Origin of the sequence: Oceanisphaera sp., assembly GCF_052084945.1 — a bacterium.
Taxonomy (GTDB): domain Bacteria; phylum Pseudomonadota; class Gammaproteobacteria; order Enterobacterales; family Aeromonadaceae; genus Oceanimonas.
On sequence record NZ_JBQDEX010000013.1, the window covers coordinates 1 to 24457 of the forward strand.

The window sequence follows — 24457 nt, forward strand, 5'->3', positions numbered from 1 at the left end:
GGATGTCTGTCATCGACGCTAACAAGCGATACAGTGGTATGTGGCCGGATAAAGGTATCTTCTTCACCGGCCATCACATGACATGGATGTCATGTGTTTGAGCGTTACAGGGAGGTACTTGCAGCGTGTCGGTGAAGAAGACCCTTTGTTCGGCCGTTATGCAGGCCGAACCGACTAAATTACCTATCTCATTTTTATTTATAATACAAGCAAAAGGTGTGATGAAGTGACAGACTTATGGCTTCCAGCTGTCTTCGATTTGGTTAATATCGCTAAGCCGTGGATAATGGAGGTATGGATGACATGGAGAACCCCACACAATGAGCACAGCAAGCACCTTAACTATCACCCGCCCCGATGACTGGCACTTACACCTACGCGATGGCGAGCAACTAAAAGACACCGTCAGTGATGCCAGCCGCTACTTGGGCCGCGCGCTCATTATGCCTAACTTACTCCCCCCGGCTACCACCACAGAGCTGGCGCTAGATTACTACCAAAAAATAACTGCAGTTCGCCCCAAAGGCAGTCAGTTTGAACCCTTGATGAGCTTATATCTCACTGACAAAACAGACCCAGAAGAAATTCGTCGCGCTAAAGCTTCGGGTAAAATTGTTGCCTGCAAGCTGTACCCTGCGGGTGCCACCACCAACTCAGACTCAGGTGTCACAGATGTAAAAAACATTTACTCGGTACTGGAAGTCATGCAAGAAACAGGGATTTTGTTACTAGTACATGGCGAAGTGACAGACCCAAGTATCGATATCTTTGACCGCGAAAAGGTCTTTCTAGACACTATCTTGCCTGATGTGGTGCGCGACTTTCCAAACTTAAAAATTGTACTTGAACACATTACCACCGAGCATGCGGTCAACTTTGTTGAGCAGGCCGGCGATAACCTAGCTGCCACTATTACGACCCATCACTTGATGTTTAACCGCAATCATATGTTAGTGGGTGGCATTCGCCCGCATTACTACTGCTTACCGATATTAAAGCGTAATACTCATCAAGAAGCCTTAGTGCGAGCGGCGACGAGCGGCAATAAGAAGTTTTTTATGGGTACTGACTCGGCACCGCATTTTCAGCAGAATAAAGAAACCGCTTGTGGTTGTGCTGGCGCTTATACCTCTCACGCTGCTGTGGAGTTATATGCCGAAGTGTTTGAAGAAGCCGGTGCGCTGGATAAGCTAGAAGCCTTTACCAGCCACAATGGCCCTGACTTTTATGGTCAGCCACGCAATGCCGATACCATTACCTTGGTGAAAGAGTCTTGGACTGTTCCCGAGACCTTGCCTTTAGGCGGCAATAAACTGGTTCCGATCCGCGCCGGTGAAAGCATTAGCTGGACGGTTAAATAAACCTTATGAGGGGTGAGGAGTGAAGCGGATAGAAAATCACTAAGCGCCCAGCGCCCAGCGCCCAGAAATGATAAGCCCTAAGCCTATGGTTTGGGGCTTTTTTATTACCTTTATAGGCGAACGCTTGCTCTCGCATTTCGGCGCAGCCGGAAATATTTAAAAAATTTACGCTTACAGCGTAATGCGAGAATAAATGTTCGCCTACAAAAAGCGCTCTCCCCTGGAGCACCGCATTGGCGCAGGTTCCGTTGCAAAATAGGTGTGGGTGTTGGTTAGTCTCTTAGCTTGGTGCTTGGAGCCGGGCGCTAGGCGCTGTTTGTCCAAAGTTTGACAAGCATCACTTTTATTCTTACTCTCAGGAACATTCCTAGGGGGGCCTAAGGTGTTGTAAGTAACACTAAATTTGGCTGAGATTCCGCAATTTGCTGCGGTAACCCTTCGAACCTGATCCGGGTAATGCCGGCGAAGGGAAGGAAATGACTGATCCTCACTCTCCCCTGCGCGGCTTATTGTTACTCGGCATTTATAGTCAATGACTGACTATTATCGTAATGCTTGCCTACTTTAGGCAAAGGGAGAACACATGCTTAGTACAACCGAAGCCATTCTCTGGCTCTGTTTTTTTGCCGCTTTTTTTGCCATACCAGGCCTCTATTATGCGCGCCGTCAACAAGATAACCTTGAAAGCTTTATTGTGGCGCGCAATAGCCAAGGTGGATTAGCCACCATGCTCACCTTACTCGCAACTTCACTGGGCACTTGGATTTTATTTGGCCCAGCCGAAGCTGCAACTTGGGGCGGTATTGGTGCCGTCACCGGTTATGCCCTAGGCTCTTTAGCGCCTCGCTTTATGATGATCCCCTTGGGTAAGCGCCTGCGTGAGCTGATCCCCGAAGGACACACCCTTACCGAGTTTGTGTTACACCGCTACGGCAAAACCATGTATTTATTCGTGATGGTTATCATGATGTTTTATATGTTTATCTCACTGACCGCAGGGTTAACTGCCATTGCGAAAATGGTGGAACTATTAGCCCCCGTCCCCTTGTGGGTAACGGCCAGCATAGTGATGGTTGCCACCTTGCTCTACACTTTATACGGTGGTTTAAAAGTCACTATTTTTACCGACCGCGTACAAATGCTGGTGATTTTACCCTTCTTGCTGTTACTGATTATGTTTGGTTGGCAGGCCGTGGGGGGATTAGCTCCTACCATTGTGGGATTAAAAGAAACAGCACCAGAGCTGCTTAACCCGTTTGATATGTCTGGCTTTAAGTCTGGTCTTACCTTCTTTATTGCCGTGGTGCTTACAGGCCTCTTTTATCAGGGCACTTGGCAACGCATTTTTGCCGCCCAAGACAATAAAGCCATTCGTAATGGTTTTATTGTGAGTGGTTTAGTCAGCTTTGTATTTATCTTTATTATGGGCTTGTTTGGTTTGGCTTTTGTGGGGTTAGACCTACCCGGCAGTGGTTCCGTCGCCTTATTTAACGTCTTGCTATCCAATATTCCGTTGTGGTTTGCTATTGGGTTATTACCCTTTGGCCTAGCGCTGATCATGAGCAGTGCCGACTCAACCATTAGCGGTATTTCTAGCATGATGGTGGTGGATTTACGCCGCATGCTCCCCAGCTTTAATGCTAACCGACTGCTGGGCTTATCACGCTGGTTAATCGTACTGCTGTCTATTCCGGTGCTCATTGTGGCCTCTCAAGGCTTTAGTGTGCTGTATCTATTCTTACTTGCCGACCTACTCTGCTGTGCCGCTGCTTTCCCAGTGTTCTTTGGTTTTTATAGTGCTCGCTATCAAAGCTATAACGCTGTGTTAAGTACCGGTGCGGGTTTGGTCGCTGGCCTATGGTTGTTCCCTGCACCGGGTGCAGAAATAAACTATTTACTTGAATCATTCTTATTAGCAAGCTTAGTGCCAGTACTGGTGTCTATTTTGTTACTGCTAGTACCGACTAAACAGCCTTTTGATTTTTCAATATTACGCCAACGTATTCGTAGTTTTGAAAGCTAATTGCTCACGAATAACACATAAAGCCGACCAGTGAGTCGGCTTTTTTTAATCCCAAAATCCGCCATTTCAGCAGATAAGCAGGCAGACGTTAGCCACACAAGCTGCTACACTCGCGACCCCTTGAGTGCGCGATATGACACAGTTCACTCTAAGCCCATTTCTTATTTTTATTACCGACTTATCACTGAAGGTAAGGCGCGACGGCGTCATTTGGAGACACCATGAAGATTATGATCAGAGGCCTATCGCGCCTCACCACAGAACAACAAATATTAGCGCTACTGGCTCCTTACGGCCTGGTGCATTACTTTCATCTTGTTATGGATCCCGTAACCAACAACTCTAAAGGTTTTGGTTTTGCTTTTATGCCTAATCCAGCTCAAGCCAAAGCGGCCATTAAAAGCTTGAACGGCATTGAAGTTGACGGACAAAAAATTCGTGTTAAAAAAGCAGAAGAAAAGCCAAATACAGCAGCCAATAACTTGAGCGAGGCTAAAAAAAATGACTAATAACGATATCTTACGTCGCATTCGCTACTCTCTTAACCTTAAAGATAACGAGTCTCTCACTCTGTTTAGCTTAGGTGGGATCACCATTAACGAAGCTGAGTTTTTAGCGCTGCTGGCTAAAGAAGAAGATGACAATTACCACAGCTGTAGCAATGAGCAACTTCTGGGCTTTTTAGACGGGCTTATTTTAAAAAATCGCGGCCCACGTGAAGGCGGCCCTGCGCCTAAGGCGGATACCTCAGCAGAACCTATCAATAATCAGGTGTTTAAAAAGCTGCGCGTGGCACTTGAACTAAAAGAAGAAGACATTCTTGGTCTGCTTTCTTTAGCCGGTTTTGAAATTAGAAAACCCGAGTTAACCTCATTATTTCGCAAAGTCGGTCACAAACATTATCAAGCCTGCGGCGACCAGTTCCTACGTAACTTTTTACAAGGCTTAGCACTACAGCGCAATCAAAGCGCTGAGTAGTCGTTATAATAAAAGCATAAAAAGGCCGAGCTTATCGCTCGGCCTTTTGTTTAGCTTGGTGCAGCCCTTACCCTATTCTCTAAAGCTGGTAGCGGTTAAAGAAACGGTTCTTCCCTCGGCAGAGCTTCTTTCTGCAAGATTAATAATGTTCAGTCCATCTAATGCGTCTTGCATACTGACGGGTGGCGGCGCTTCACCACGAATAGCCTGTGCCGTAGCCTGATAAAAATGACGATAGCCACCGATTTCTGACTCAATCACTTGTGCATCGTCATCAGAATAGAAGATACCGTAATCATCCACAGCTTCTTTAGCCAAAAATGGCGAGTCTGGCACTATGCCATTTTGTAAACGTTCTTCTTGAGGATCAAATCCGCGCTTAATATAGCAACCTAACTCACCTTGTAATTTAAAGCGCAGTGTAGGCCCAGGATGATAGGGGCTAGAGTGCAGTACCACTTCTTTATCGCGATAATGCAGCTGCACATGGAAGTAGTCTGTTACCTCAGATCCTGGACGCATAGATAAACAACGCGCAGTAACCGATTGCGGCTTACCAAATAGCACTAACACTTGGTCAACAAGATGGCCGCCTAAGTCAAACCACACCCCTGCCCCCACCCCTGGCTGCTCTGCTCTGACTCTGGGGCGAAAGCGGTCAAAGTGCGACTCAAAGCCATGGATAGGTCCTAGTGTTTCTGCTTTTAATAATGCTTGTAGCGTGACAAAGTCACTGTCCCAACGGCGATTATGAAATGGAATCAAACAGCGTTGCTGGCTTTCGGCTAAACGCATTAGCTCGGCACCTTGGTGTAATTGGGTCACGGTGGGGTTTTCCATCACCACATGCAAGCCCATATTTAATGCCTTGCGTCCTAGCTCGTAATGCACCTCGTTGGGAGCGGTAATCACGACTAAATCAGCGTTCGACTCTGCTAACATTTGATCGACATCGGTATAGACAGTCACTTCTGGCCATTCCTGAGCCACTTTTTCTGGTTTAGAGGTACTAATCGCCACCAGTTCAAAATCTGGCAAACTATCAATAAACGGCAAATGGAAAATACTAGCAGACTGCCCATAGCCAACAATGGCGGTTTTAATCATGATCAACCTCGTTAAAAATCAAATTTGTTATACCATCAGTGACCTAAACAGGCGTGATTTTTACGTTACTGTTTCGCAAAAACCATACCGATAATAAAGTAAGGATAAATTGAAACCGCTCTAGCATTCGCTTAGCGATAACTTCTAAAGCGAGCTTACTGATAAAAAAAGGATACCTGATGGAACCTCATTACTCTTTACTGAGGGATGCTTTCGCTAAAATACTGCCTGCAAACAGTATAGTGACTGACGCTTCTCAGTGTCTAGCCCTAGGCACTGATGCTAGCTTTTATCGCTTACTTCCTAAAATAGTATTGCGCCTCTCAAACACAGAGCAAATAAGGCAAGTACTGCAGTTATGTCACCAATATAAGATCCATTGTACCTTTCGTGCTGCTGGTACCAGTTTATCGGGGCAAGCGATTTCAGACTCTGTACTTATCACCTTAACCGATGACTGGCGCGGCTATAAAATAGGTGTTCAGGCCAATACCATCACCTTGCAACCGGGCGTAATTGGCGCCGATGCCAACAAATACCTGGCCCCTTTTGGTCGTAAAATAGGCCCCGATCCTGCATCTATCAACAGTTGTAAAATAGGTGGTATTGCTGCGAATAACGCATCGGGTATGTGTTGTGGGACCGCTCAGAACTCTTATCGTACGCTAGCCGGTTTAAGTTTGGTATTAGCCGATGGTACTTATCTTGATACCCGAGACGAGCTAAGCAAGGCGACATTTGCTAAGCAACAGCCGCAGCTATTAGCTGGTTTGCAACAACTCCACCAAGACGTCGCTAATAATCCCAGCTTAAGCGAGCGCATTCGTCATAAATACCGGCTAAAAAATACCACAGGTTATAGTCTTAATGCTCTGACTGACTTTTCCGATCCCTTTGATATGCTTGCCCATTTGATGATTGGATCCGAAGGTACCTTAGGCTTTATTAATGATATTACCTACTACAGTGTTCCCGATCCTGCCTTTAAAGCCTCTTGCCTGCTGGTGTATCCCGATATAGAAACCACCTGTTTAGCCGTCACTGAACTTGCCAACACTCAGGTGGCCGCTGTGGAACTGATGGATGGCCGAGCATTGCGCTCTATTGCTGATAACCCAGGCATGCCTGATTTTATTAAGCTCTTAGATTTAGAAGCCGCCGCCTTACTCATAGAAGTACAGGGAGCAAGTGAACCCCAATTACAGCAAGCTTGCGATTATGCCATGACGGCCATAGAAGCCTTTACTCGTGTTAATCAAATCTCTTTTACTCAAGATAAAACCGTGTGCGCAAATTTGTGGGCAATGCGTAAAGGCATGTTCCCTGCCGTGGGTGCGGTGCGTGAAACCGGCACTACTGTGGTTATTGAAGACGTAGCGTTTCACGTGGAACATCTGGCAACGGCAGTACGCAAGCTTACCCAATTATTTGAACAGTTTGGGTATGCCGAGGCCATCATTTTTGGTCATGCCTTAGCAGGCAACCTGCATTTTGTATTCACTCAAGGCTTTGATAGTGAGAGCGAACGCCAACGCTATGGTAATTTTATGGCGGCAGTGACGCAATTGGTTGCCGTAGAGTACCAAGGTTCACTCAAAGCCGAGCACGGTACCGGCCGTAATATGGCGCCTTTTGTTGAGCTAGAGTGGGGAAAAGATGGCTATCAACTGGTGCAAAACATTAAAGCACTGTTTGATCCACAAGGCATTCTTAACCCAGGCGTTATTGTTAACGCAGACTCAAAAGCTCACCTTAAGCACTTAAAACCCCTACCGCCAGCCGATCCGATAATTGATAAGTGCATTGAATGTGGCTTTTGTGAAGCGGTGTGTCCCTCACGCAACTTAAGCTTAACCCCTCGCCAACGCATTGTGCTGTATCGAGAGTTACAACGCCGCGCAGCTAACAACCAAGTAATAGATGATAACTTACAGCAGATATTTGAATATCAAGGGATTGATACTTGTGCCGCCACCGGCTTGTGTGAGCAACGCTGCCCAGTCGGCATTAACACTGGCGACTTAGTTCGTAAGCTGCGTACTGCGCGTTATCAGAAGTTTCAGCCTATTGCTCGTTGGACTGCCGCACACTTTACGGGTACCACTCAAGCCGTAGCCATAGCTTTGAATACCGCTAACACCATTAGTAAAGTAGTCGGTCATCAAGCCATGGCTCGCTTCAATAGCAGTTTACGCTCTGTTAGCCGTAACAAGCTGCCTATGTGGTTTCCTGAACTACCGGCAGCAAACTCAGCTGAGTCATCAGTAGCCACTCAGCTGAGCCAGCAGCCGAAAAAGCTACCGACAGCTAAAAAAGTGGTGTACTTCCCCTCTTGCGCCAGCCGTACCTTAGCGCAATCGCAGCAGGCTACCGACAGCCGTTCTTTAACAGCAGTAACCTTGTCGGTACTCACCAAGGCAGGCTTTGAGGTGATCATCCCCTCGCAGTTAAATAGCCTGTGCTGTGGTATGCCTTATCAAAGCAAGGGGTTATTTGATGTGGCAACCGATAAGATGCAGGAGTTAGAAACGTATTTGTGGCAAGCCTCTGAGCAAGGTCGCTGGCCGGTATTAATGGACACCAGCCCCTGTGCTAAGCACAGTTTAGCTAGCTTCACTCAAGATATCTCTATTTATGAACCAGTGTCTTTTGTGCTGGAACAAGCTTTAGAGCACTTACAACTGACTCCTATTAATGAGACGGTAATGCTACACATCACTTGTAGCAGCCAACGCATGGGCCTGGCCGATAAAATGTTAGCTTTGGCTAAACGCTGCACTACTGAAGTGATAGTGCCCGAACATATTAGCTGCTGCGGTTTTGCTGGTGACAAAGGCTTTACCCTGCCCGAGCTCAACGCCTCAGCACTGGCTACCTTAAAGCAGCAAGTACCTAAAGGTTGTACCCGCGGTATTAGCAACAGTCGTACCTGTGAACTTGGCTTAAGTCATCACAGCGGTATCAACTACGAGTCGATTCTGTATTTGGTCGATGAAGCAGCGGCTGCGCCGTGAAGAGTAAGGGGTAATGTGTGAGGCCTTCACCGTATTTTAAGAACCAGATCCGTTAATGGTACACAGCAGCAGGTTAAGACAATACCGGCTTCGCGATCTGCCATAGACAAGGCAGGTGCTGCAGGCTGGTCCACTTCACCACTCACTAGCTGTTGCTTACAGCTGCCACAAATACCTGCTCGGCAAGACCAAGGTAAGGTTATGCCGTTTTGCTCTGCTTGGGTGAGGAGATCTTGTTGATTATTACCAGTAAAACGGTGTGCTCCGACTTGAATGGCAATTGACTGTGTTTCACGTGAAACATTCTCACTTTGTGGGCTAGCAAAGTATTCTTGCTGTAAACGATTTACAGGTAAACCGAGTGCTAATAGCCAACTACGGGCTTGTTCCATAAAACCAGCCGGACCACAGAGATAGGTTTGTCGTTCTTGTAACCTATTAATTGCCGCTAACTGCCCTAAGGTCAGCCGACCGCCCTCTCCTTTTTTATCTTGTGTAAGAATAAACTGCACTTGCAAACCACTATGCTGACGCGCTAATTGCTGTAACTCTTCTGCGGCAGGCATATCTTTCTCTGTGCGACAAACATGGATAAACAGCACATCATCTAATAAAGACTGAGCGGCTAGTGTACGTACCATAGATAGCATAGGCGTAATACCTGAGCCCGCAGACAGTAATAAATACCGCTTTGCCGATTGCAATACAAAGTCACCAGCCGGTGTATGGGCCAATAAAGTACACCCAGGCTGAAAGTGCTCGGCCAACCAAGAAGAGACGTTTCCGTCCGGTTGACGTTTCACACTAATGGCATAGCAATCGGCTTGAGCTGGGCTAGAGCTTAAGGTGTAATAGCGAATATAACGAGTACCTGCAATATCAATCGCTATCGGTAAATGCTGCCCCGCCAGATAGGTTGCAAGGGGTTTACCATCGGCTGCTGCTAGCCAATAAGTTTCTATATCGCAGGTGAGTGATTCGCGAGCAACACACCTTAATACGCGACGTTTGGGCGCAGAGTCGGGATAAATAGGGGCGCTGGCATATTCTAACACTTCAAGTTTATCACCCTGTCTGATATGCCCTTCATTCAGCGGAATTAAATTTTGCCCAAAATAGACTTCCCCATCGCTACCACGCCGATAATTAACTAAGGTTGCTAAAGGCTCTTTGAGCGCATTGAAGTGCTCTGTGCCTGCCACTATTGTTGTCATCACACAACGACTACAGGGCTTAGCGACTAAAAACTCAACTTGACCTATGCGGATCCGCCGCCAACCGTCTTCGGCAAAAGCTCGCGTATCGGCAACCACTATATTGCTACGAAACTGAGACATAAGCAGCTTGGCATCTGCTCTTAGGTTAAGATCATGCAGGGAGGCTTCTGATATAAGTAACAAGGGGTAGCCATCGGCAAAGCTGACCGGCGTATTAATGGATTCACGGTAACGTTGAGAGTGCTCGCCTAACCAAAGCAGCTGCAATGGCTCCCCCAAGATCTGACTAAACCAAGCATCATATTCTGGGTGTGTACTCAGTGCTGTAAAATAATCATCCCACACTTGAGCACTCATAGGTTGCTGTATAAAAGCCGACTGGCGCACGGCTAAATGTTGATAGCCATAGTGTAAGTTTAGGCCACCGACTACAGGCTGTACTTGAATGCGTTGCAAGCGAGGATGAGTACGAGCACTAATAAAGTGGCCGTTTCTGTTGGCCAGCATATAGCGGCGATCCCCTACTATTCCTTCTTGGGCAACAAAAGCTTCATTAGCAGATAAAGCAGCAGCCGATTTGAGTGGGTAGATATTCAGCTGTGTGACCAGCGCCATATTATTTTCTTCCTTTTGATAATTAAATATTTACAAGTGCCGCTCACAAGGTAAGGTTTACCTACTAAAAGAAGCTATAAGCCTTACGCTGTACGCCATACGTTAAAGACTAACACCGCCTCTCTTTCTTTACGGATAGCGTACGGCGTAAAGCGTGACTCGAAAAGCTTCACCTCTTTCTCAACCTACTAGGAATCATAATGACGATTGAACGCGAGCAAGTTGCCCAACGCATGAGCCGTATTGTTAAGCATAATGGCATTATCTATTTATGTGGCCAAGTGCCGAAAGATGCTAGCAAGGGGATAACTGAGCAAACCGCCAGTATGCTAGAAAAAGTAGACGAGCTTTTATTAGAAGCCGGCTCAAGTCGCGAGCATATACTGTCGGCAATGATTTTTGTTAAAACCATGAAAGACTTTGCCGCTATGAATGCGGTATGGGACGCTTGGGTTCCCGAAGGTCACGCCCCTGCCCGCACCTGTGTAGAAGGAGCCATGGCACGAGAAGAAGTCTTAGTTGAAATAGCCGTCACGGCAGCAGTAAGAGAAGCGTAAGCAACGCCGTATGCCATACGCTGACCGTTAATATCAATTAAGCACTAATCATCAACGAAAAAGCCCCAAGCCTAATGGCTTGGGGCTTTTTTAACGTACCGCGTACGGCGTATTACACGTCGTTTTCTTAAACGACACCCTGCTCTATCATGGCATCGGCGACTTTACGGAAGCCGGCAATGTTGGCACCCAATACTAGGTTATTTGGTTCACCAAATTCTGCTGCTGTTTCACTGGCACTTTGATAAATGTTCTTCATGATCACTTTAAGTTTCTCGTCTACTTCTTCAAAGCTCCAGCGTTGCATGCTCGCATTTTGTGCCATTTCTAACTGACTGGTAGCCACACCACCCGCATTGGCTGCTTTACCAGGGCCATAATAAAGATTTGCCGCTAAAAAGACTTCTACCGCATCTTGGGTAGAAGGCATATTAGCGCCCTCAGACACACCAATACAGCCATTAGCGACCAGTGCTTTAGCATCCGCTTCATTTAATTCATTTTGTGTCGCACAAGGGAAAGCTAGCTGAGCACCAGTTAAGTGCCATACCGCATTACCTTCTATCGGATAATCAGCTTTAGCAATAAATTTAGCATCAGGATGAGCATCAAGGTATTCATTTAAGCGTACTTTACGTTCTTCTTTGAGCTCTTTTAGGGTATCAAGATTAATCCCCGATTCATGATAAATAGTACCGCTTGAGTCTGAACAGCTTACAGGGATCGCGCCCAACTGATACAGCTTCTCTATGGTATAAATTGCCACGTTACCCGCACCCGATACTAAGCAACGTTTGCCCGCTAAAGTGTCGCCTTTGTCTTCTAACATGTACTGGGCAAAGTAAACACAGCCATAGCCGGTTGCTTCCTTGCGCGCTAAAGAGCCGCCCCAGTGCAGGCTTTTACCTGTAAATACGCCATCGAAGCTACCAGTTATGCGCTTGTATTGACCAAACATATAGCCAATTTCGCGTCCACCAACTCCAATATCCCCCGCAGGTACGTCTGTAGTAGGGCCGATATGACGATATAGCTCAGTGATAAAGGACTGACAAAAGCGCATAATTTCGCCATCAGATTTACCCTTAGGATCAAAGTTAGCACCGCCTTTCCCGCCGCCAATAGGCAAACCCGTTAATGCATTTTTGAAGATTTGTTCAAAACCGAGAAATTTAATAATGCTGGCATTAACGCTTGGGTGAAAACGAAGGCCGCCTTTATAAGGACCTAGAGCCGAGTTGAACTCGATACGATAACCTTTGTTGACCTGTACTTTACCTTGGTCATCAACCCAAGGGACGCGAAACATCAGTTGGCGTTCGGGTTCAACAATACGTTCGATAATGGAGTTAAGTTGATACTGTTCGTTCGTTTCAAGGATGGGCTGTAACGATTCAAGCACCTCCTCTACAGCCTGGTAAAACTCAGCTTGCGCTGGGCTGGTCTTCTTGAGTTTGGTGATAGTGTTATGAATATACGTCACGATATCTTCCTTGTTATTTTTGTGCATTTTCGTTGGGAAACGAATTGAGCCCCACTGCTATTGAAATATGGATCCGTTATCTGGTCAATATTTTATACAAAAAAAATAGAATATTTATGCATTAAAACCGCCGAAAACCTAATAATTTATGTATATAAAGACTAAAATAATCACGTTTAGCATGGTGTTTCTCTGAGCCTCACCATTATCTTACACCGACTAATGCCCAAAATGGTGTTAAAATAACCATTTTTTTACACAAGGAACAGCATGAGTCACTTTAGTTTTTTTGTAGGTTCAACATTAGGCTCGGCTGAAGATCTGGCCGAAGATATGGCCGATATCTTACAAAATAGAAGTCATCAAACAGTTATTCACACTTCTCCCCAAGTTGATCACATCTTGATCAAGCCAGACCATTATCTAATATTAGTCTGTTCTACTCATGGAGCAGGAGACCTACCAGACAATATTCAGCCCTTGTTGATGCAACTTATAACCAAGCAGCCTCATTTAGCAGACCTAGAGTATATTGCTGTCGGTTTAGGAGATTCAGCTTACGATACTTTTTGCCAAGCGATACAAACACTGGATCAGCAGTTCACTCACTTAGGAGCAAGTCGGGTGGCCGATCTACTTACTATAGATGTCAGCCAACAAGATCCTCCTGAAGCGATCGCTGAAAAGTGGCTCGATCACTGGCTAACTCATCGCTAGATCGTATGCGAGTATTCTTTATAATGGATCCAACATAGCTTGGATCCCTCCTCTATAAAATTTCCTCCACCAAGTTATCAACAGATCATCTAATAAAAATCACTCTACTAACTCGCCTCTAAAAAACATCTATGTGCATAACAATGGTTAAAATCGGTGGTAAACCTATAGTTATCCTATTAATCAAATATTTTTCACTTAGTGCCTGTGGGTAACTGTCCAAGTTACCCACCAGTCTAATGGGATCTACCTAAAGGTTGTACACAATAAGTGATCGTGCTTAAGCTCATGATCTTTAAGATCAAAAAGTAGTTATTAACAGAAATATGGATCCCTAATAGTAGTCATAATAAAAGATCTCTTTAAAGATCTAAGATCTATTAAGGTAACCAAGATCCTCTCGATCGCATTTCCATCCAGACAAGAAAACAGCTAAAATGATCCTTCTTTGAGATCCTTTCACAGCTTGTTTCAAGAGTATTCGTTATGCACTATGAAGAATCGTTTGATGTCATCGTTGTTGGTGGTGGACACGCCGGCACTGAAGCCGCTGCTGCTGCTGCTCGTATGGGCGCAAACACGCTATTATTAACCCATAACATTGATACTTTGGGACAGATGTCATGTAATCCAGCCATTGGTGGGATCGGCAAGGGCCACCTTGTAAAAGAGATTGATGCTCTGGGCGGGATTATGGGCATGGCTGCTGATAACGCCGGGATCCAATTTAGAACCTTGAATGCTTCAAAAGGCCCTGCGGTTAGAGCGACTCGAGCACAAGCGGATCGTCAGTTATATCGACAAGCAGTAAGAACCCGTTTAGAAAACCAGCCTAACCTAAGGATCTTTCAACAAGCCTGTGATGACTTGATCCTAGAGGGCGATACCGTTGTGGGTGTTGTTACTCAAACAGGCCTTAAGTTTCGTGCTAAAACCGTTGTCTTAACCGTGGGCACCTTTTTGAACGGCTTAATCCACATTGGCATGGATAATTACAAAGGCGGTCGCGCAGGCGATCCGCCCTCCATTGCTCTAGCACAACGCCTACGAGAATTACCATTACGCATCGATCGTTTAAAAACCGGCACTCCCCCACGAATTGATGCCAACAGTGTTGATTTTTCAGTGATGCAAAAACAGCCTGGCGATAATCCTACACCAGTATTTTCGTTTATTGGGAGCCGCGCTGATCAACCAAAACAAATTCCTTGCTATATCACTCATACCAATGAGAAAACTCATGAGGTGATCCGTCAAAACTTAGATCGTAGCCCTATGTACGGTGGGGTGATCGAGGGGATCGGGCCACGTTATTGCCCTTCGATCGAAGATAAGATCATGCGTTTTGCTGATAAAACATCGCATCAAATCTTTGTTGAGCCAGAAGGACTAACCAGCACTGAGCTCTATCCGAATGGTATTTCAACTAGCCTACCTTTCGATGTACAGCTCAAGATTGTACGTTCCATAAAAGGCTTTGAGCAGGCGCATATTATGCGTCCCGGTTATGCCATAGAGTACGATTACTTTGATCCTAGAGACTTAAAAATTAATATGGAAAACAAGTGCTTACATAACTTGTTTTTTGCAGGACAAATAAACGGTACCACAGGCTACGAAGAAGCTGCTGCACAAGGTTTATTGGCCGGAATTAATGCCACTCGCCGTGCATTTGGCAAAGAGGAGTGGTCTGCCCGGCGTGATCAAGGCTACTTGGGTGTGATGATGGATGATTTATCCACCTTAGGGACTAAAGAGCCCTATCGGATGTTTACTAGCCGTGCGGAATATCGTTTATTATTACGTGAAGATAATGCCGATCTTCGCTTAACTGAAGCAGGCCGTAAGCTCGGCGTAGTCGATGATCATCGTTGGGCGCTGTTCTGTGATAAAATGGAACAAATTACTACAGAAACGCAACGATTGCGCGATAACTGGGTGAGCCCTACGCATCAGGTAGCACCAGAACTTAATAAGTTATTAAATAAACCACTCATCAAAGAGCACACCTTTGAGGAGTTGTTACGCCGCCCCGAAGTTGATTATAAAACCTTGATGACGGTTGAAGGTATTGGCCCTGGTACTTTGCATGAGAAAGCGGCAGAGCAAGTCGAAATTCAAGTGAAGTACGCCGGTTATATTGAACGTCAAAAAGGGGAAATCCAAAAGCATTTACGTAACGAACATACTCGTTTGCCACTGGATTTAGATTATAACGAAGTACCTGGTCTGTCTAATGAGGTGATCGCTAAGCTAAATCAGGCTAAGCCAGAAACGCTTGGTATGGCATCGCGGATCCCAGGCGTTACGCCGGCGGCCATCTCTATTTTGTTAGTCCACCTTAAAAAACGCGGTTTGCTGCGTAAATCAGCTTAAGATATTGGCATAGATATAACCATGAAAGCACAATTGAGAAATACCTTAGACCGCTTATTGTCAAAAACAGCATTGTCAGTATCTGACCAACAGCGTGATCAGTTAGTGACCTTGGTTACCTTGCTCGATAAATGGAATAAAGCCTTTAATTTAACTTCAGTACGAGACCCACACGCCATGGTGGGCCGCCATGTCGTGGACAGTTTAGTGGTTGGCCCTTATTTGACCGGTGTTCATTTTATTGATGTGGGTACTGGGCCTGGCTTGCCTGGGCTGCCCTTAGCTATTGCTAATCCGGATAAACAATTTGTGCTGTTAGATAGCTTAGGTAAGCGTATTCGCTTTATTCGCATGGTGATCCATCAGTTAGGACTGACTAATGTGATAGCAGTAGAAAGCCGGGTTGAAGCGTATCGACCCGAACAAAAGTTTGATGGGGTATTAAGTCGAGCCTTTGCTTCGCTGGATGACATGATAAGCTGGTGCGCTCATCTGCCTGCGCCTGCTGGCAGATTTTTGGCGCTAAAAGGCCAATATCCAGCGCAAGAATTACAATCATTACCTGCACATTTGGTATTAGATAAGGTGCATTCCTTAGTGGTGCCAGAGCAAGACGGAGACCGCCATTTGGTGGTTATCAAATTAGCGAAATAGAGGTGTTCGGTGGGAAAAGTCATTGCCATTGCCAATCAGAAAGGGGGCGTGGGGAAAACCACAACCTGTATTAATTTAGCAGCTTCCATGGCGGCAACTAAGCGCAAGGTATTGGTAATTGACTTGGATCCTCAAGGGAATGCCACTATGGCCAGCGGCATTGATAAATATCAAGTTCCCAATACTGCGTATGAATTATTGGTTGATGAATTACCTATAGAGCAAGTGGTAGAGTGTGAAACCAGTGGTGGCTATCACTTGGTTGCCGGTAATGGCGATGTAACAGCAGCGGAAATAAAGTTAATGGAAGTGTTTGCGCGAGAGACCCGCTTACGCAGCGCTTTGGCGCCGGTGCGAGATCACTACGATTATATCTTTATTGATTGCCCTCCTTCTCTTAACTTATTGACTGTTAATGCTATGTCGGCGGCCGATTCAGTATTAGTGCCTATGCAGTGCGAATATTTTGCACTTGAAGGCCTTACAGCCTTAGTCGATACCATTAGTAAACTGGCCTCTGTAGTTAATGCCGACTTAAAAATCGAAGGCATATTGAGAACTATGTACGATCATCGAAATCGGTTATCTAATGAGGTGTCCGATCAGCTTAAATCTTATTTTGGCGATAAGGTCTATCGCACTGTGATACCGCGTAATGTGCGATTAGCTGAAGCTCCAAGCTTTGGTAAACCGGCCATGTATTATGATAAATCTTCTTTAGGTGCCAAAGCTTATTTAGCACTAGCAGGGGAAATATTACGCCGAGAAGAATTGGCAACAGATTCTCATCTATCATCGGAACCATCAGCATGAATATGAAACGACGGGGTTTAGGTAAAGGGCTTGATGCGTTATTGAGTACCAGTTCGGCGGCTAACCTGCGTCAACACCAGGCCGACACTCACTCACAGCCAGACGCTAGTGGTGATTTAAAAACACTGAGCTTACGTGACCTACAACCGGGTAAATATCAACCACGGCGCGATATGTCTCAAGTGGCACTTGAGGAGTTAGCGACGTCAATACGCCAGCAAGGTATTATTCAACCCATTGTAGTACGCCCATTGGCAAATGGAGGCTATGAAATATTAGCCGGTGAGCGTCGGTGGCGTGCGGCCCGTATTGCGGGGTTAAGCCAAGTCCCCTGCCTCATTAAAGACGTTGCCGACCAAGAGGCTATGGCCATTGGTCTAATTGAAAATATCCAGCGCGAAGACTTAAATGTAATAGAAGAAGCTCGTGCTCTAGCTCGGCTAATTGAAGAGTTTGGCTTTACGCATTTGTCGGTTGCCGATGCAGTGGGTAAAAGTCGCAGTGCGGTGTCTAACCTATTGCGCTTGACCCAGCTCAATGAAGATGTAAAGCAATTAGTAGAACATGGCTCTTTAGAGATGGGGCATGCTCGCGCCTTGCTAGCCATTACCGGTGATCACCAAACGGAGTTAGCTCGCATAATCGCGCAAAAAGGTCTGACAGTTCGCGAAACTGAAAAATTAGTTAAACAGACTCTATCACCTAAAAGTGTGCCGGTAGAGCAGCCAAGATCTTTGTTAATGAGTCAACTTGAACAAGAGATAGGCACCAAGTTAGGTGCAAAAGTAGAAATCAAGTCGACCCATAAAGACAAAGGTAAGCTAGTTATTTCATATAACTCATTGAATGAGCTGGATAAAATTAGTCATTTTTTTGGGATTAGTGATCAAGAAGATGAATAATTAGCCAAGGTTATCAATGAGGTTTACCCGTAGTAAATACTCGGAAAAACCGTTGCTAACCTGCAAAAATAACAGGTTAACGTAATTGCATTTACATCTAGCACGGGTATAATTTGACCTGATTTTTTGGGGCTTAACTGACAATACATTGCCAGCGAGTAGTGTGTAGCCAATTGGCCCCTAACTGTATCAGGAGTTTTTGTGGAGCAAATGAAGCCACACCTTAGCGACAAGCAAATGGCGCTGGTGATTTTGTCTAGACAATTACTCTTGGTGGTAGTGGTCAGTACCTTGTTTTTTTATATACAAGGCGAGGCTGCTGCTCGTTCCGCCCTTATTGGGGGCGGAATCTACTGGGTTCCCCAATGTCTATTTAGTATGCGGGTTCTGGCATTTAATGCTGAGCAGGCTACACCCGATAGTATTTTGGCGGACTTTTACAGCGGAGCTGGGATTAAGTTTGGTAGTACTATCTTATTGTTTGTGATAGTGCTCAAGTTTATGGAAGTGCAAGTTGTGCCTCTGTTTACTACTTATGCCCTCGCATTGCTGATGCAGTGGATTTTTTCGTTCACTCTCAACAACCGTTACTAGGAAAACACATGGCTGCAACAGGAGATGTCTTAACTTCCCAGGATTATATCTCACACCACCTGACACATTTACAGGTTGGTTCGGGATTCTGGACGTTAAATATCGATTCTTTGCTTGTTTCCGTTGTCCTGGGAATACTGTTCTTGTGGTTATTCCATAAAGTTGCCACTCGTGCAACCAGTGGTGTACCCGGCAAGTTGCAATGTGCCGTTGAGTTGTTATTCGGCTTTATAGACCATTCAGTTAAAGACGTTTTTCATGCAAAAAGTAAGTTAATCGCCCCGTTGGCGTTAACTATCTTTGTGTGGGTGTTTTTAATGAACTTGATGGATCTATTACCGGTCGACTTAATACCTTATGGCGCACAATTGCTAGGTGTTCCTTACCTGAGGGTTGTTCCTTCCGCCGATGTTAACATCACCATGTCCATGGCTTTTGGTGTGTTCTTTTTGATCATTTACTTCAGTATCAAAGAGAAAGGCGTGTCTGGCTTTGTTAAAGAGCTAACACTGCAACCACTAAACCATTGGTCAATGATCCCTGTTAACTTGGTGCTTGAGACTGTATCACTGGTCGCAAAGCCTATTTCTCTAGGTTTACGACTGTTTGGTAACATGTATGCAGGTGAGATGATCTTCATCTTAATTGCCGGTTTGTTACCATGGTGGTCTCAATGGGCCCTTAATGTGCCTTGGGCGATTTTCCATATTTTGATTATTACCCTACAGGCTTTTATCTTCATGATTTTGTCCGTTGTTTACCTATCAATGGCAGCTGAAGAACATTAATAATAAAAGATAACAATACTTTAACAAGCAGTCGTTTAAATCGCTAAATAATTGGAGAATAAAATGGAAATGCAACTGAACATGGAAATCGTCTACATCGCTGCCGCTGTGATGTTAGGTTTTGCCGCAATTGCCGCTTCTATCGGTATTTCTATGCTGGGTGGTAAGTTTATGGAAAGTGCTGCTCGCCAGCCTGACATGTTGCCAGCTCTGCGTACTAACTTCTTTATCGTAGTTGGTCTGGTTGATGCTATTCCTATGATTACTGTTGGTATGGCTCTGTATCTGATTTTCGCCGTTTAATGCCACGGTTTATCAATCAGTCTGTCAACTATTTTAAAGGAGAGTTGCGATGAATATGAACGCAACAATCCTCGGTCAAACGGTCGCCTTTATTGTCTTCGTTTGGTTTTGTATGAAGTTTGTATGGCCCCCAATTATGGGTGCCATTGATGCTCGCCAGAAAGAAATCGCCGATGGCTTATCATCAGCGGAACGTGCTAAGAAAGATTTAGCACTGGCGCAAAATCATGCAACCGAACAACTGAAAGACGCCAAGCTTGAGTCTGCTCAAATTGTTGAGTTGGCAAATAAGCGTAAGGCTCAGATCGTCGAGGATGCTACACGCGAAGCGCAAGCTGAACGTGAAAAAATTCTGGCACAGGCCCAGGCTGAAGTTGAAGCCGAACGCAGTCGTGTCAAAGAGGAACTGCGTAAGCAGGTTGCTACTCTTGCCCTAGTGGGTGCAGAGAAGATCCTCGAGCGTCAGATTGATGCCGCTGCTAACAGCGACATTGTAGAGAAAGTAGTAGCTGAACTGTAAGGGACATAGAGCTATGGATATGATTACCATTGCTCGCCCCTATGCCAAAGCAGCTTTCGATTTTGCCGTTGAGAAAAAAGCGGTTGATAACTGGTTAACTATGTTGGGTTTCGCTGCACAAGTGACACAAGACCCGCAAGTTGACGACCTTATCAACAGCAATCTGAACGCGGAAAAGATGGCCGACGTGTTTTTGGCTATCTGTGGCGAACAGCTCAATGAGCAAGGCCAAAACCTGATAAAGGTGATGGCTGTAAACGGACGCTTGAGTGCGTTGCCAGCAGTGGTTCAAGAATTTGCCGTTATGAAGGCAGAGCTGGACCGGGCGGTAGAAGCCGATGTGGTTTCTGCGACCAAACTGACTAAGCAACAAATGGCCAAGATTCAAGCCTCACTACAAAAGCGCCTAGATCGCAAAGTGAAGCTGAATTGCAGTGTCGATAAAAAACTGATGGCCGGTATTATTATTACTGCCGGTGACCTAGTAATCGACGGAAGTGTTCGGGGCAGGCTGTCCCGCTTGGCTGAAACGCTGCAATCTTGATTGGGGAATAGAGCATGCAACTGAATTCAACTGAAATTGCCGAGCTGATAAAACAGCGTATCGAGCAATTCAACGTTGTCAGTGAAGCACGAAATGAAGGTACTATCGTCTCTGTAAGTGACGGTATCATCCGTGTTCACGGCCTTGCTGATATCATGCAAGGTGAAATGATTGAATTGCCAGGCGGAAGTTACGCCTTGGCACTAAACTTAGAGCGCGATTCTGTCGGTGCCGTGGTAATGGGTCCGTATGCGGATCTAGCCGAAGGCATGAAGGTGCGTTCTACTGGCCGTATTCTGGAAGTTCCAGTAGGTCGTAATCTATTGGGTCGTGTGGTTAACACCTTGGGTGAGCCAATCGACGGTAAAGGTGTCATTAACACAGATACTACCTCTCCAGTAGAAGTTATTGCACCAGGTGTAATTGACCGTCAATCGGTTGATGAGCCCCTGCAAACGGGTTATAAAGCCGTTGATGCCATGATCCCTGTGGGTCGTGGTCAGCGTGAGCTGATCATCGGTGACCGTCAGGTAGGTAAAACTGCCCTGGCTGTTGATGCCATCATCAACCAAAAAGACTCTGGCGTTAAGTGTGTGTACGTGGCTATTGGCCAAAAAGCGTCCACCATCTCTAACGTGGTGCGTAAGCTTGAAGAGCATGGCGCTTTAGAAAACACCATAGTAGTAGTGGCTTCGGCTTCTGAGTCTGCAGCACTGCAGTACTTAGCACCTTACTCAGGTTGTGCTATGGGTGAATTCTTCCGCGACCGCGGTGAAGATGCACTGATTGTATACGATGACTTGTCTAAACAAGCCGTTGCTTACCGTCAAATCTCTTTGCTGCTTCGTCGTCCGCCAGGCCGTGAAGCTTACCCTGGTGACGTTTTCTACTTGCACTCCCGTTTGCTAGAGCGTGCTTCTCGCGTATCGGCTGACTATGTAGAAAAGTTCACTAATGGTGAAGTGAAAGGTCAAACCGGTTCGTTAACCGCGCTACCTATCATTGAAACCCAAGCTGGTGACGTATCTGCGTTTGTACCAACTAACGTAATTTCAATCACCGATGGTCAAATTTTCTTGACCACTGAACTGTTTAACTCTGGCATTCGTCCAGCAGTTGATCCGGGTATCTCTGTATCCCGTGTTGGTGGTGCTGCACAAACTAAGCTAATCAAGAAAGTGTCGGGTGGTATTCGTACTGCTTTGGCTCAGTATCGTGAATTAGCTGCCTTTGCTCAGTTCTCTTCCGACCTAGATGCTGCAACTCGTAAGCAATTAGACCACGGTCAAAAAGTAACCGAGTTGATGAAGCAGACGCAATATCGTCCTATGTCTGTTGCAGAACAAGGCTTAGTATTGTTTGCCGCCGAAAATGGCTATTTAGACGATGTGGAGCTGCAAAGCATCACTACGTTTGAAGCTGCCTTGCTCGCTTATGCCAGTTCAGAACATGCTGCTACTATGGCAGACGTCAACGAGAAAGCCGACTACAACAAAGATGTTGTAGCACAGCTAACTGCGTTGCTGGATAGCTTTAAAGCTACCCAGTCCTGGTAACCATGTGGCAGCGTTTGCTGCCACCTGAATTGGAGAAGCGACATGGCCGGCGCAAAAGAAATACGTAGCAAGATCGGGAGTGTTAAAAACACTCAAAAGATCACCAGCGCTATGGAGATGGTGGCCGCCTCGAAAATGCGCAGAGCGCAGGAACGAATGGACCACAGCCGACCATACGCTGAAACCATACGCAAGGTGATCGGTAACGTCGCGCAAGGGAACTTGGAATACAAGCATCCCTATATGGAAGACCGTGAGGTTAAGCGCGTTGGGTATATTATTATCTCAACCGATAGAGGCCTGTGTGGTGGCTTGAACACAAACTTGTTCAAACAAGCTCTCACCGACATTAAAGCATGGTCCGACCAAGGCGTTGAAATTGATTTAGGCCTAATCGGCAGCAAAGCGGTTAGCTTTTTTAAGCGCTTTGGCGGCAAGGTCATTGCTCAAAAAAGCGGCTTGGGTGATAACCCATCGCTAGCTGAGTTGATAGGCTCTGTTACCGTGATGCTTGAGGCATACAACACGGGTGAGATAGATAAACTGTACTTGGTGTACAATAAATATGAAAACACCATGGTACAGGCACCCACGATCGATCAACTGTTACCCTTACCCGCAGCGGAAGAACACGTTGCCACTCACAGCTGGGATTACCTCTATGAGCCTGATCCTAAGTCACTCTTAGACAAGTTACTGGTGCGCTTTGTGGAAGCACAGGTGTATCAAGGCGTGGTAGAAAACCTCGCCAGTGAGCAGGCTGCACGTATGGTGGCAATGAAAGCCGCCACCGATAATGCCGGTGACATGATCGACGATTTGCAATTGGTGTATAACAAAGCCCGTCAAGCGGCGATTACCCAAGAGCTAAGTGAGATTGTGGCAGGGGCCGGTGCCGTATAAGGCAAGGGTATTCAAAGGTTTAGAGGATTCGACATGAGTAAGGGTATCATAGTCCAAATCATCGGTGCCGTAGTAGACGTGGAGTTCCCACAAGATGGGGTTCCTCGCGTATATGAAGCACTGAAGATCACGACTGAAGGCCAAAGCCAGGGCTTAGTCCTGGAAGTGCAGCAGCAAGTTGGCGGTGGCGTAGTTCGCTGTATCGTTATGGGTTCCTCCGATGGCTTGCGCCGTGGTTTGGAAATCGAGCGCACCAATGATCCAATTAAAGTACCAGTAGGTGTTGAAACCTTAGGTCGTATCATGGATGTGCTGGGTAACCCCATTGATGAGAAAGGGCCTATTGGTGAAGAAGACCGTTGGTCTATCCACCGTGCGGCACCTAGCTACGAAGATCAGTCAAATAGCTCTGAGTTGCTAGAAACAGGCATCAAGGTTATTGACCTTGTTTGTCCGTTTGCTAAAGGTGGTAAAGTAGGTCTGTTCGGTGGTGCCGGTGTTGGTAAAACTGTAAACATGATGGAGCTTATCCGTAACATCGCTATCGAACACAGTGGTTATTCTGTATTCGCCGGTGTAGGTGAGCGTACTCGTGAAGGTAACGATTTCTATCATGAAATGACCGACTCTAACGTTATCGATAAAGTATCGTTAGTATACGGCCAGATGAACGAGCCACCAGGAAACCGTCTGCGCGTAGCATTGACCGGTCTAACCATGGCGGAAAAATTCCGTGATGAAGGCCGTGACGTACTCTTCTTCGTAGATAATATCTATCGTTATACCCTGGCCGGTACTGAAGTATCTGCACTGCTAGGCCGTATGCCTTCAGCAGTAGGTTATCAGCCAACATTGGCTGAAGAGATGGGTATTCTGCAAGAGCGTATTACCTCTACCAAGACAGGTTCTATCACTTCGGTACAAGCGGTATACGTACCTGCGGATGACTTAACTGACCCATCTCCAGCGACTACCTTTGCTCACTTAGATGCAACCGTAGTACTGAGCCGTCAAATTGCTGCTTTGGGTATTTACCCTGCGGTTGATCCATTGGACTCAACCAGCCGCCAGTTAGACCCTCAGGTTGTTGGTGAAGAGCACTACACTGTTGCTCGTGGCGTACAAACGGTATTACAGCGTTATAAAGAGCTGAAAGACATCATCGCCATCTTAGGTATGGATGAGTTGTCAGAAGACGATAAGCAAACAGTATCTCGTGCACGTAAAATCGAGCGTTACTTATCTCAGCCGTTCTTTGTGGCCGAAGTCTTTACCGGTGCACCTGGTAAGTATGTATCACTGAAAGACACCATTAGTGGTTTTAAAGGTATCTTAGACGGTGATTACGACTCGCTGCCAGAGCAGGCGTTCTACATGGTTGGTTCTATCGACGAAGCTGTCGAGAAAGCCAAGAAGCTGTAAGCCGCGAAGG

At 46.0% G+C, this 24457-nt stretch carries 22 protein-coding genes and 1 riboswitch; of the genes, 19 read left to right on the forward strand and 3 right to left on the reverse strand.

Annotated features, from left to right (window positions below; genetic code table 11):
* Positions 1-320: 320 nt before the first annotated feature.
* The 4 genes from pyrC to ACTHY5_RS02330 all read left to right on the forward strand — a co-directional run bounded on the left by pyrC (position 321) and on the right by ACTHY5_RS02330 (position 4362).
* Positions 321-1361 carry a dihydroorotase gene (gene pyrC / locus ACTHY5_RS02315; protein ID WP_441875834.1) on the forward strand — a complete coding sequence of 347 codons (1041 nt, stop codon included), beginning with the start codon at positions 321-323 and terminating at the stop codon, positions 1359-1361.
* 359 nt (positions 1362-1720) lie between these two features.
* Positions 1721-1849, forward strand: a riboswitch (TPP riboswitch).
* 95 nt (positions 1850-1944) lie between these two features.
* The gene (locus ACTHY5_RS02320; protein ID WP_441875837.1) at positions 1945-3384 is read left to right on the forward strand and encodes a sodium:solute symporter family transporter; all 1440 of its coding nucleotides are present in this window, start codon (positions 1945-1947) and stop codon (positions 3382-3384) included.
* Between the two features lie 221 nt (positions 3385-3605).
* The gene (locus ACTHY5_RS02325) at positions 3606-3893 is read left to right on the forward strand and encodes an RNA recognition motif domain-containing protein (protein WP_441875840.1); all 288 of its coding nucleotides are present in this window, start codon (positions 3606-3608) and stop codon (positions 3891-3893) included.
* Positions 3886-4362 (forward strand): DUF1456 family protein, encoded by a 477-nt coding sequence (locus ACTHY5_RS02330; protein ID WP_441875843.1) that lies wholly within the window; start codon positions 3886-3888, stop codon positions 4360-4362. The genes ACTHY5_RS02325 and ACTHY5_RS02330 overlap by 8 nt, the downstream gene beginning before the upstream one ends.
* Before the next feature lie 72 nt (positions 4363-4434).
* Here ACTHY5_RS02330 and ACTHY5_RS02335 read toward each other — a convergent pair whose 3' ends face one another.
* Entirely contained in the window at positions 4435-5469 is a 1035-nt protein-coding gene (locus tag ACTHY5_RS02335; RefSeq protein ID WP_441875845.1) for a Gfo/Idh/MocA family oxidoreductase, read from the reverse strand.
* Between the two features lie 179 nt (positions 5470-5648).
* Here ACTHY5_RS02335 and ACTHY5_RS02340 point away from each other — a divergent pair, with 179 nt between their 5' ends.
* Complete coding sequence (locus ACTHY5_RS02340) at positions 5649-8483, forward strand: FAD-binding and (Fe-S)-binding domain-containing protein (RefSeq protein ID WP_441875848.1); 2835 nt, start codon at positions 5649-5651, stop codon at positions 8481-8483.
* A 26-nt stretch (positions 8484-8509) separates the two neighbouring features.
* Here the strand turns inward: ACTHY5_RS02340 and ACTHY5_RS02345 are convergent, their stop codons facing one another.
* Complete coding sequence (locus ACTHY5_RS02345) at positions 8510-10315, reverse strand: MOSC N-terminal beta barrel domain-containing protein (protein ID WP_441875851.1); 1806 nt, start codon at positions 10313-10315, stop codon at positions 8510-8512.
* A 200-nt stretch (positions 10316-10515) separates the two neighbouring features.
* Between ACTHY5_RS02345 and ACTHY5_RS02350 the strand changes: the two genes are divergently transcribed.
* On the forward strand, positions 10516-10872 hold the full coding sequence (locus ACTHY5_RS02350) for a RidA family protein (RefSeq protein ID WP_441875853.1): 357 nt from the start codon (positions 10516-10518) through the stop codon (positions 10870-10872).
* Between the two features lie 127 nt (positions 10873-10999).
* Here the strand turns inward: ACTHY5_RS02350 and gdhA are convergent, their stop codons facing one another.
* Positions 11000-12355 carry an NADP-specific glutamate dehydrogenase gene (gdhA, locus tag ACTHY5_RS02355; protein WP_441875855.1) on the reverse strand — a complete coding sequence of 452 codons (1356 nt, stop codon included), beginning with the start codon at positions 12353-12355 and terminating at the stop codon, positions 11000-11002.
* Positions 12356-12625: 270 nt separating this feature from the next.
* Here gdhA and mioC point away from each other — a divergent pair, with 270 nt between their 5' ends.
* The 13 genes from mioC to atpD all read left to right on the forward strand — a co-directional run bounded on the left by mioC (position 12626) and on the right by atpD (position 24447).
* Positions 12626-13072: an FMN-binding protein MioC gene (gene mioC, locus ACTHY5_RS02360; RefSeq protein WP_441875857.1), complete on the forward strand. Its 447-nt coding sequence runs from the start codon at positions 12626-12628 to the stop codon at positions 13070-13072.
* Positions 13073-13558: 486 nt separating this feature from the next.
* A complete protein-coding gene (mnmG, locus tag ACTHY5_RS02365) occupies positions 13559-15448 on the forward strand; it encodes a tRNA uridine-5-carboxymethylaminomethyl(34) synthesis enzyme MnmG (protein ID WP_441875861.1) in 1890 nt (629 codons plus the stop codon).
* Between the two features lie 21 nt (positions 15449-15469).
* Positions 15470-16102 carry a 16S rRNA (guanine(527)-N(7))-methyltransferase RsmG gene (rsmG, locus tag ACTHY5_RS02370; RefSeq protein ID WP_441875864.1) on the forward strand — a complete coding sequence of 211 codons (633 nt, stop codon included), beginning with the start codon at positions 15470-15472 and terminating at the stop codon, positions 16100-16102.
* Positions 16103-16111: 9 nt separating this feature from the next.
* Complete coding sequence (locus ACTHY5_RS02375; protein WP_441875867.1) at positions 16112-16915, forward strand: ParA family protein; 804 nt, start codon at positions 16112-16114, stop codon at positions 16913-16915.
* Positions 16912-17817 (forward strand): ParB/RepB/Spo0J family partition protein, encoded by a 906-nt coding sequence (locus ACTHY5_RS02380; RefSeq protein WP_441875870.1) that lies wholly within the window; start codon positions 16912-16914, stop codon positions 17815-17817. Before ACTHY5_RS02375 ends, ACTHY5_RS02380 begins: the two co-directional genes overlap by 4 nt.
* A gap of 210 nt (positions 17818-18027) precedes the next feature.
* Entirely contained in the window at positions 18028-18411 is a 384-nt protein-coding gene (locus ACTHY5_RS02385) for an ATP synthase subunit I (RefSeq protein ID WP_441875873.1), read from the forward strand.
* Positions 18412-18419: 8 nt separating this feature from the next.
* Positions 18420-19199 (forward strand): F0F1 ATP synthase subunit A, encoded by a 780-nt coding sequence (gene atpB / locus ACTHY5_RS02390; protein ID WP_441875876.1) that lies wholly within the window; start codon positions 18420-18422, stop codon positions 19197-19199.
* Positions 19200-19262: 63 nt separating this feature from the next.
* Entirely contained in the window at positions 19263-19502 is a 240-nt protein-coding gene (atpE, locus tag ACTHY5_RS02395; RefSeq protein WP_208006156.1) for a F0F1 ATP synthase subunit C, read from the forward strand.
* Positions 19503-19551: 49 nt separating this feature from the next.
* Complete coding sequence (gene atpF / locus ACTHY5_RS02400) at positions 19552-20022, forward strand: F0F1 ATP synthase subunit B (RefSeq protein ID WP_441875878.1); 471 nt, start codon at positions 19552-19554, stop codon at positions 20020-20022.
* Between the two features lie 13 nt (positions 20023-20035).
* On the forward strand, positions 20036-20566 hold the full coding sequence (gene atpH / locus ACTHY5_RS02405) for a F0F1 ATP synthase subunit delta (protein WP_441875881.1): 531 nt from the start codon (positions 20036-20038) through the stop codon (positions 20564-20566).
* A gap of 14 nt (positions 20567-20580) precedes the next feature.
* Entirely contained in the window at positions 20581-22122 is a 1542-nt protein-coding gene (gene atpA / locus ACTHY5_RS02410) for a F0F1 ATP synthase subunit alpha (protein WP_441875884.1), read from the forward strand.
* Positions 22123-22164: 42 nt separating this feature from the next.
* The gene (gene atpG, locus ACTHY5_RS02415; protein ID WP_441875887.1) at positions 22165-23025 is read left to right on the forward strand and encodes a F0F1 ATP synthase subunit gamma; all 861 of its coding nucleotides are present in this window, start codon (positions 22165-22167) and stop codon (positions 23023-23025) included.
* Positions 23026-23058: 33 nt separating this feature from the next.
* Positions 23059-24447 carry a F0F1 ATP synthase subunit beta gene (gene atpD, locus ACTHY5_RS02420; protein ID WP_441875890.1) on the forward strand — a complete coding sequence of 463 codons (1389 nt, stop codon included), beginning with the start codon at positions 23059-23061 and terminating at the stop codon, positions 24445-24447.
* The last annotated feature ends 10 nt before the right edge of the window (positions 24448-24457 follow it).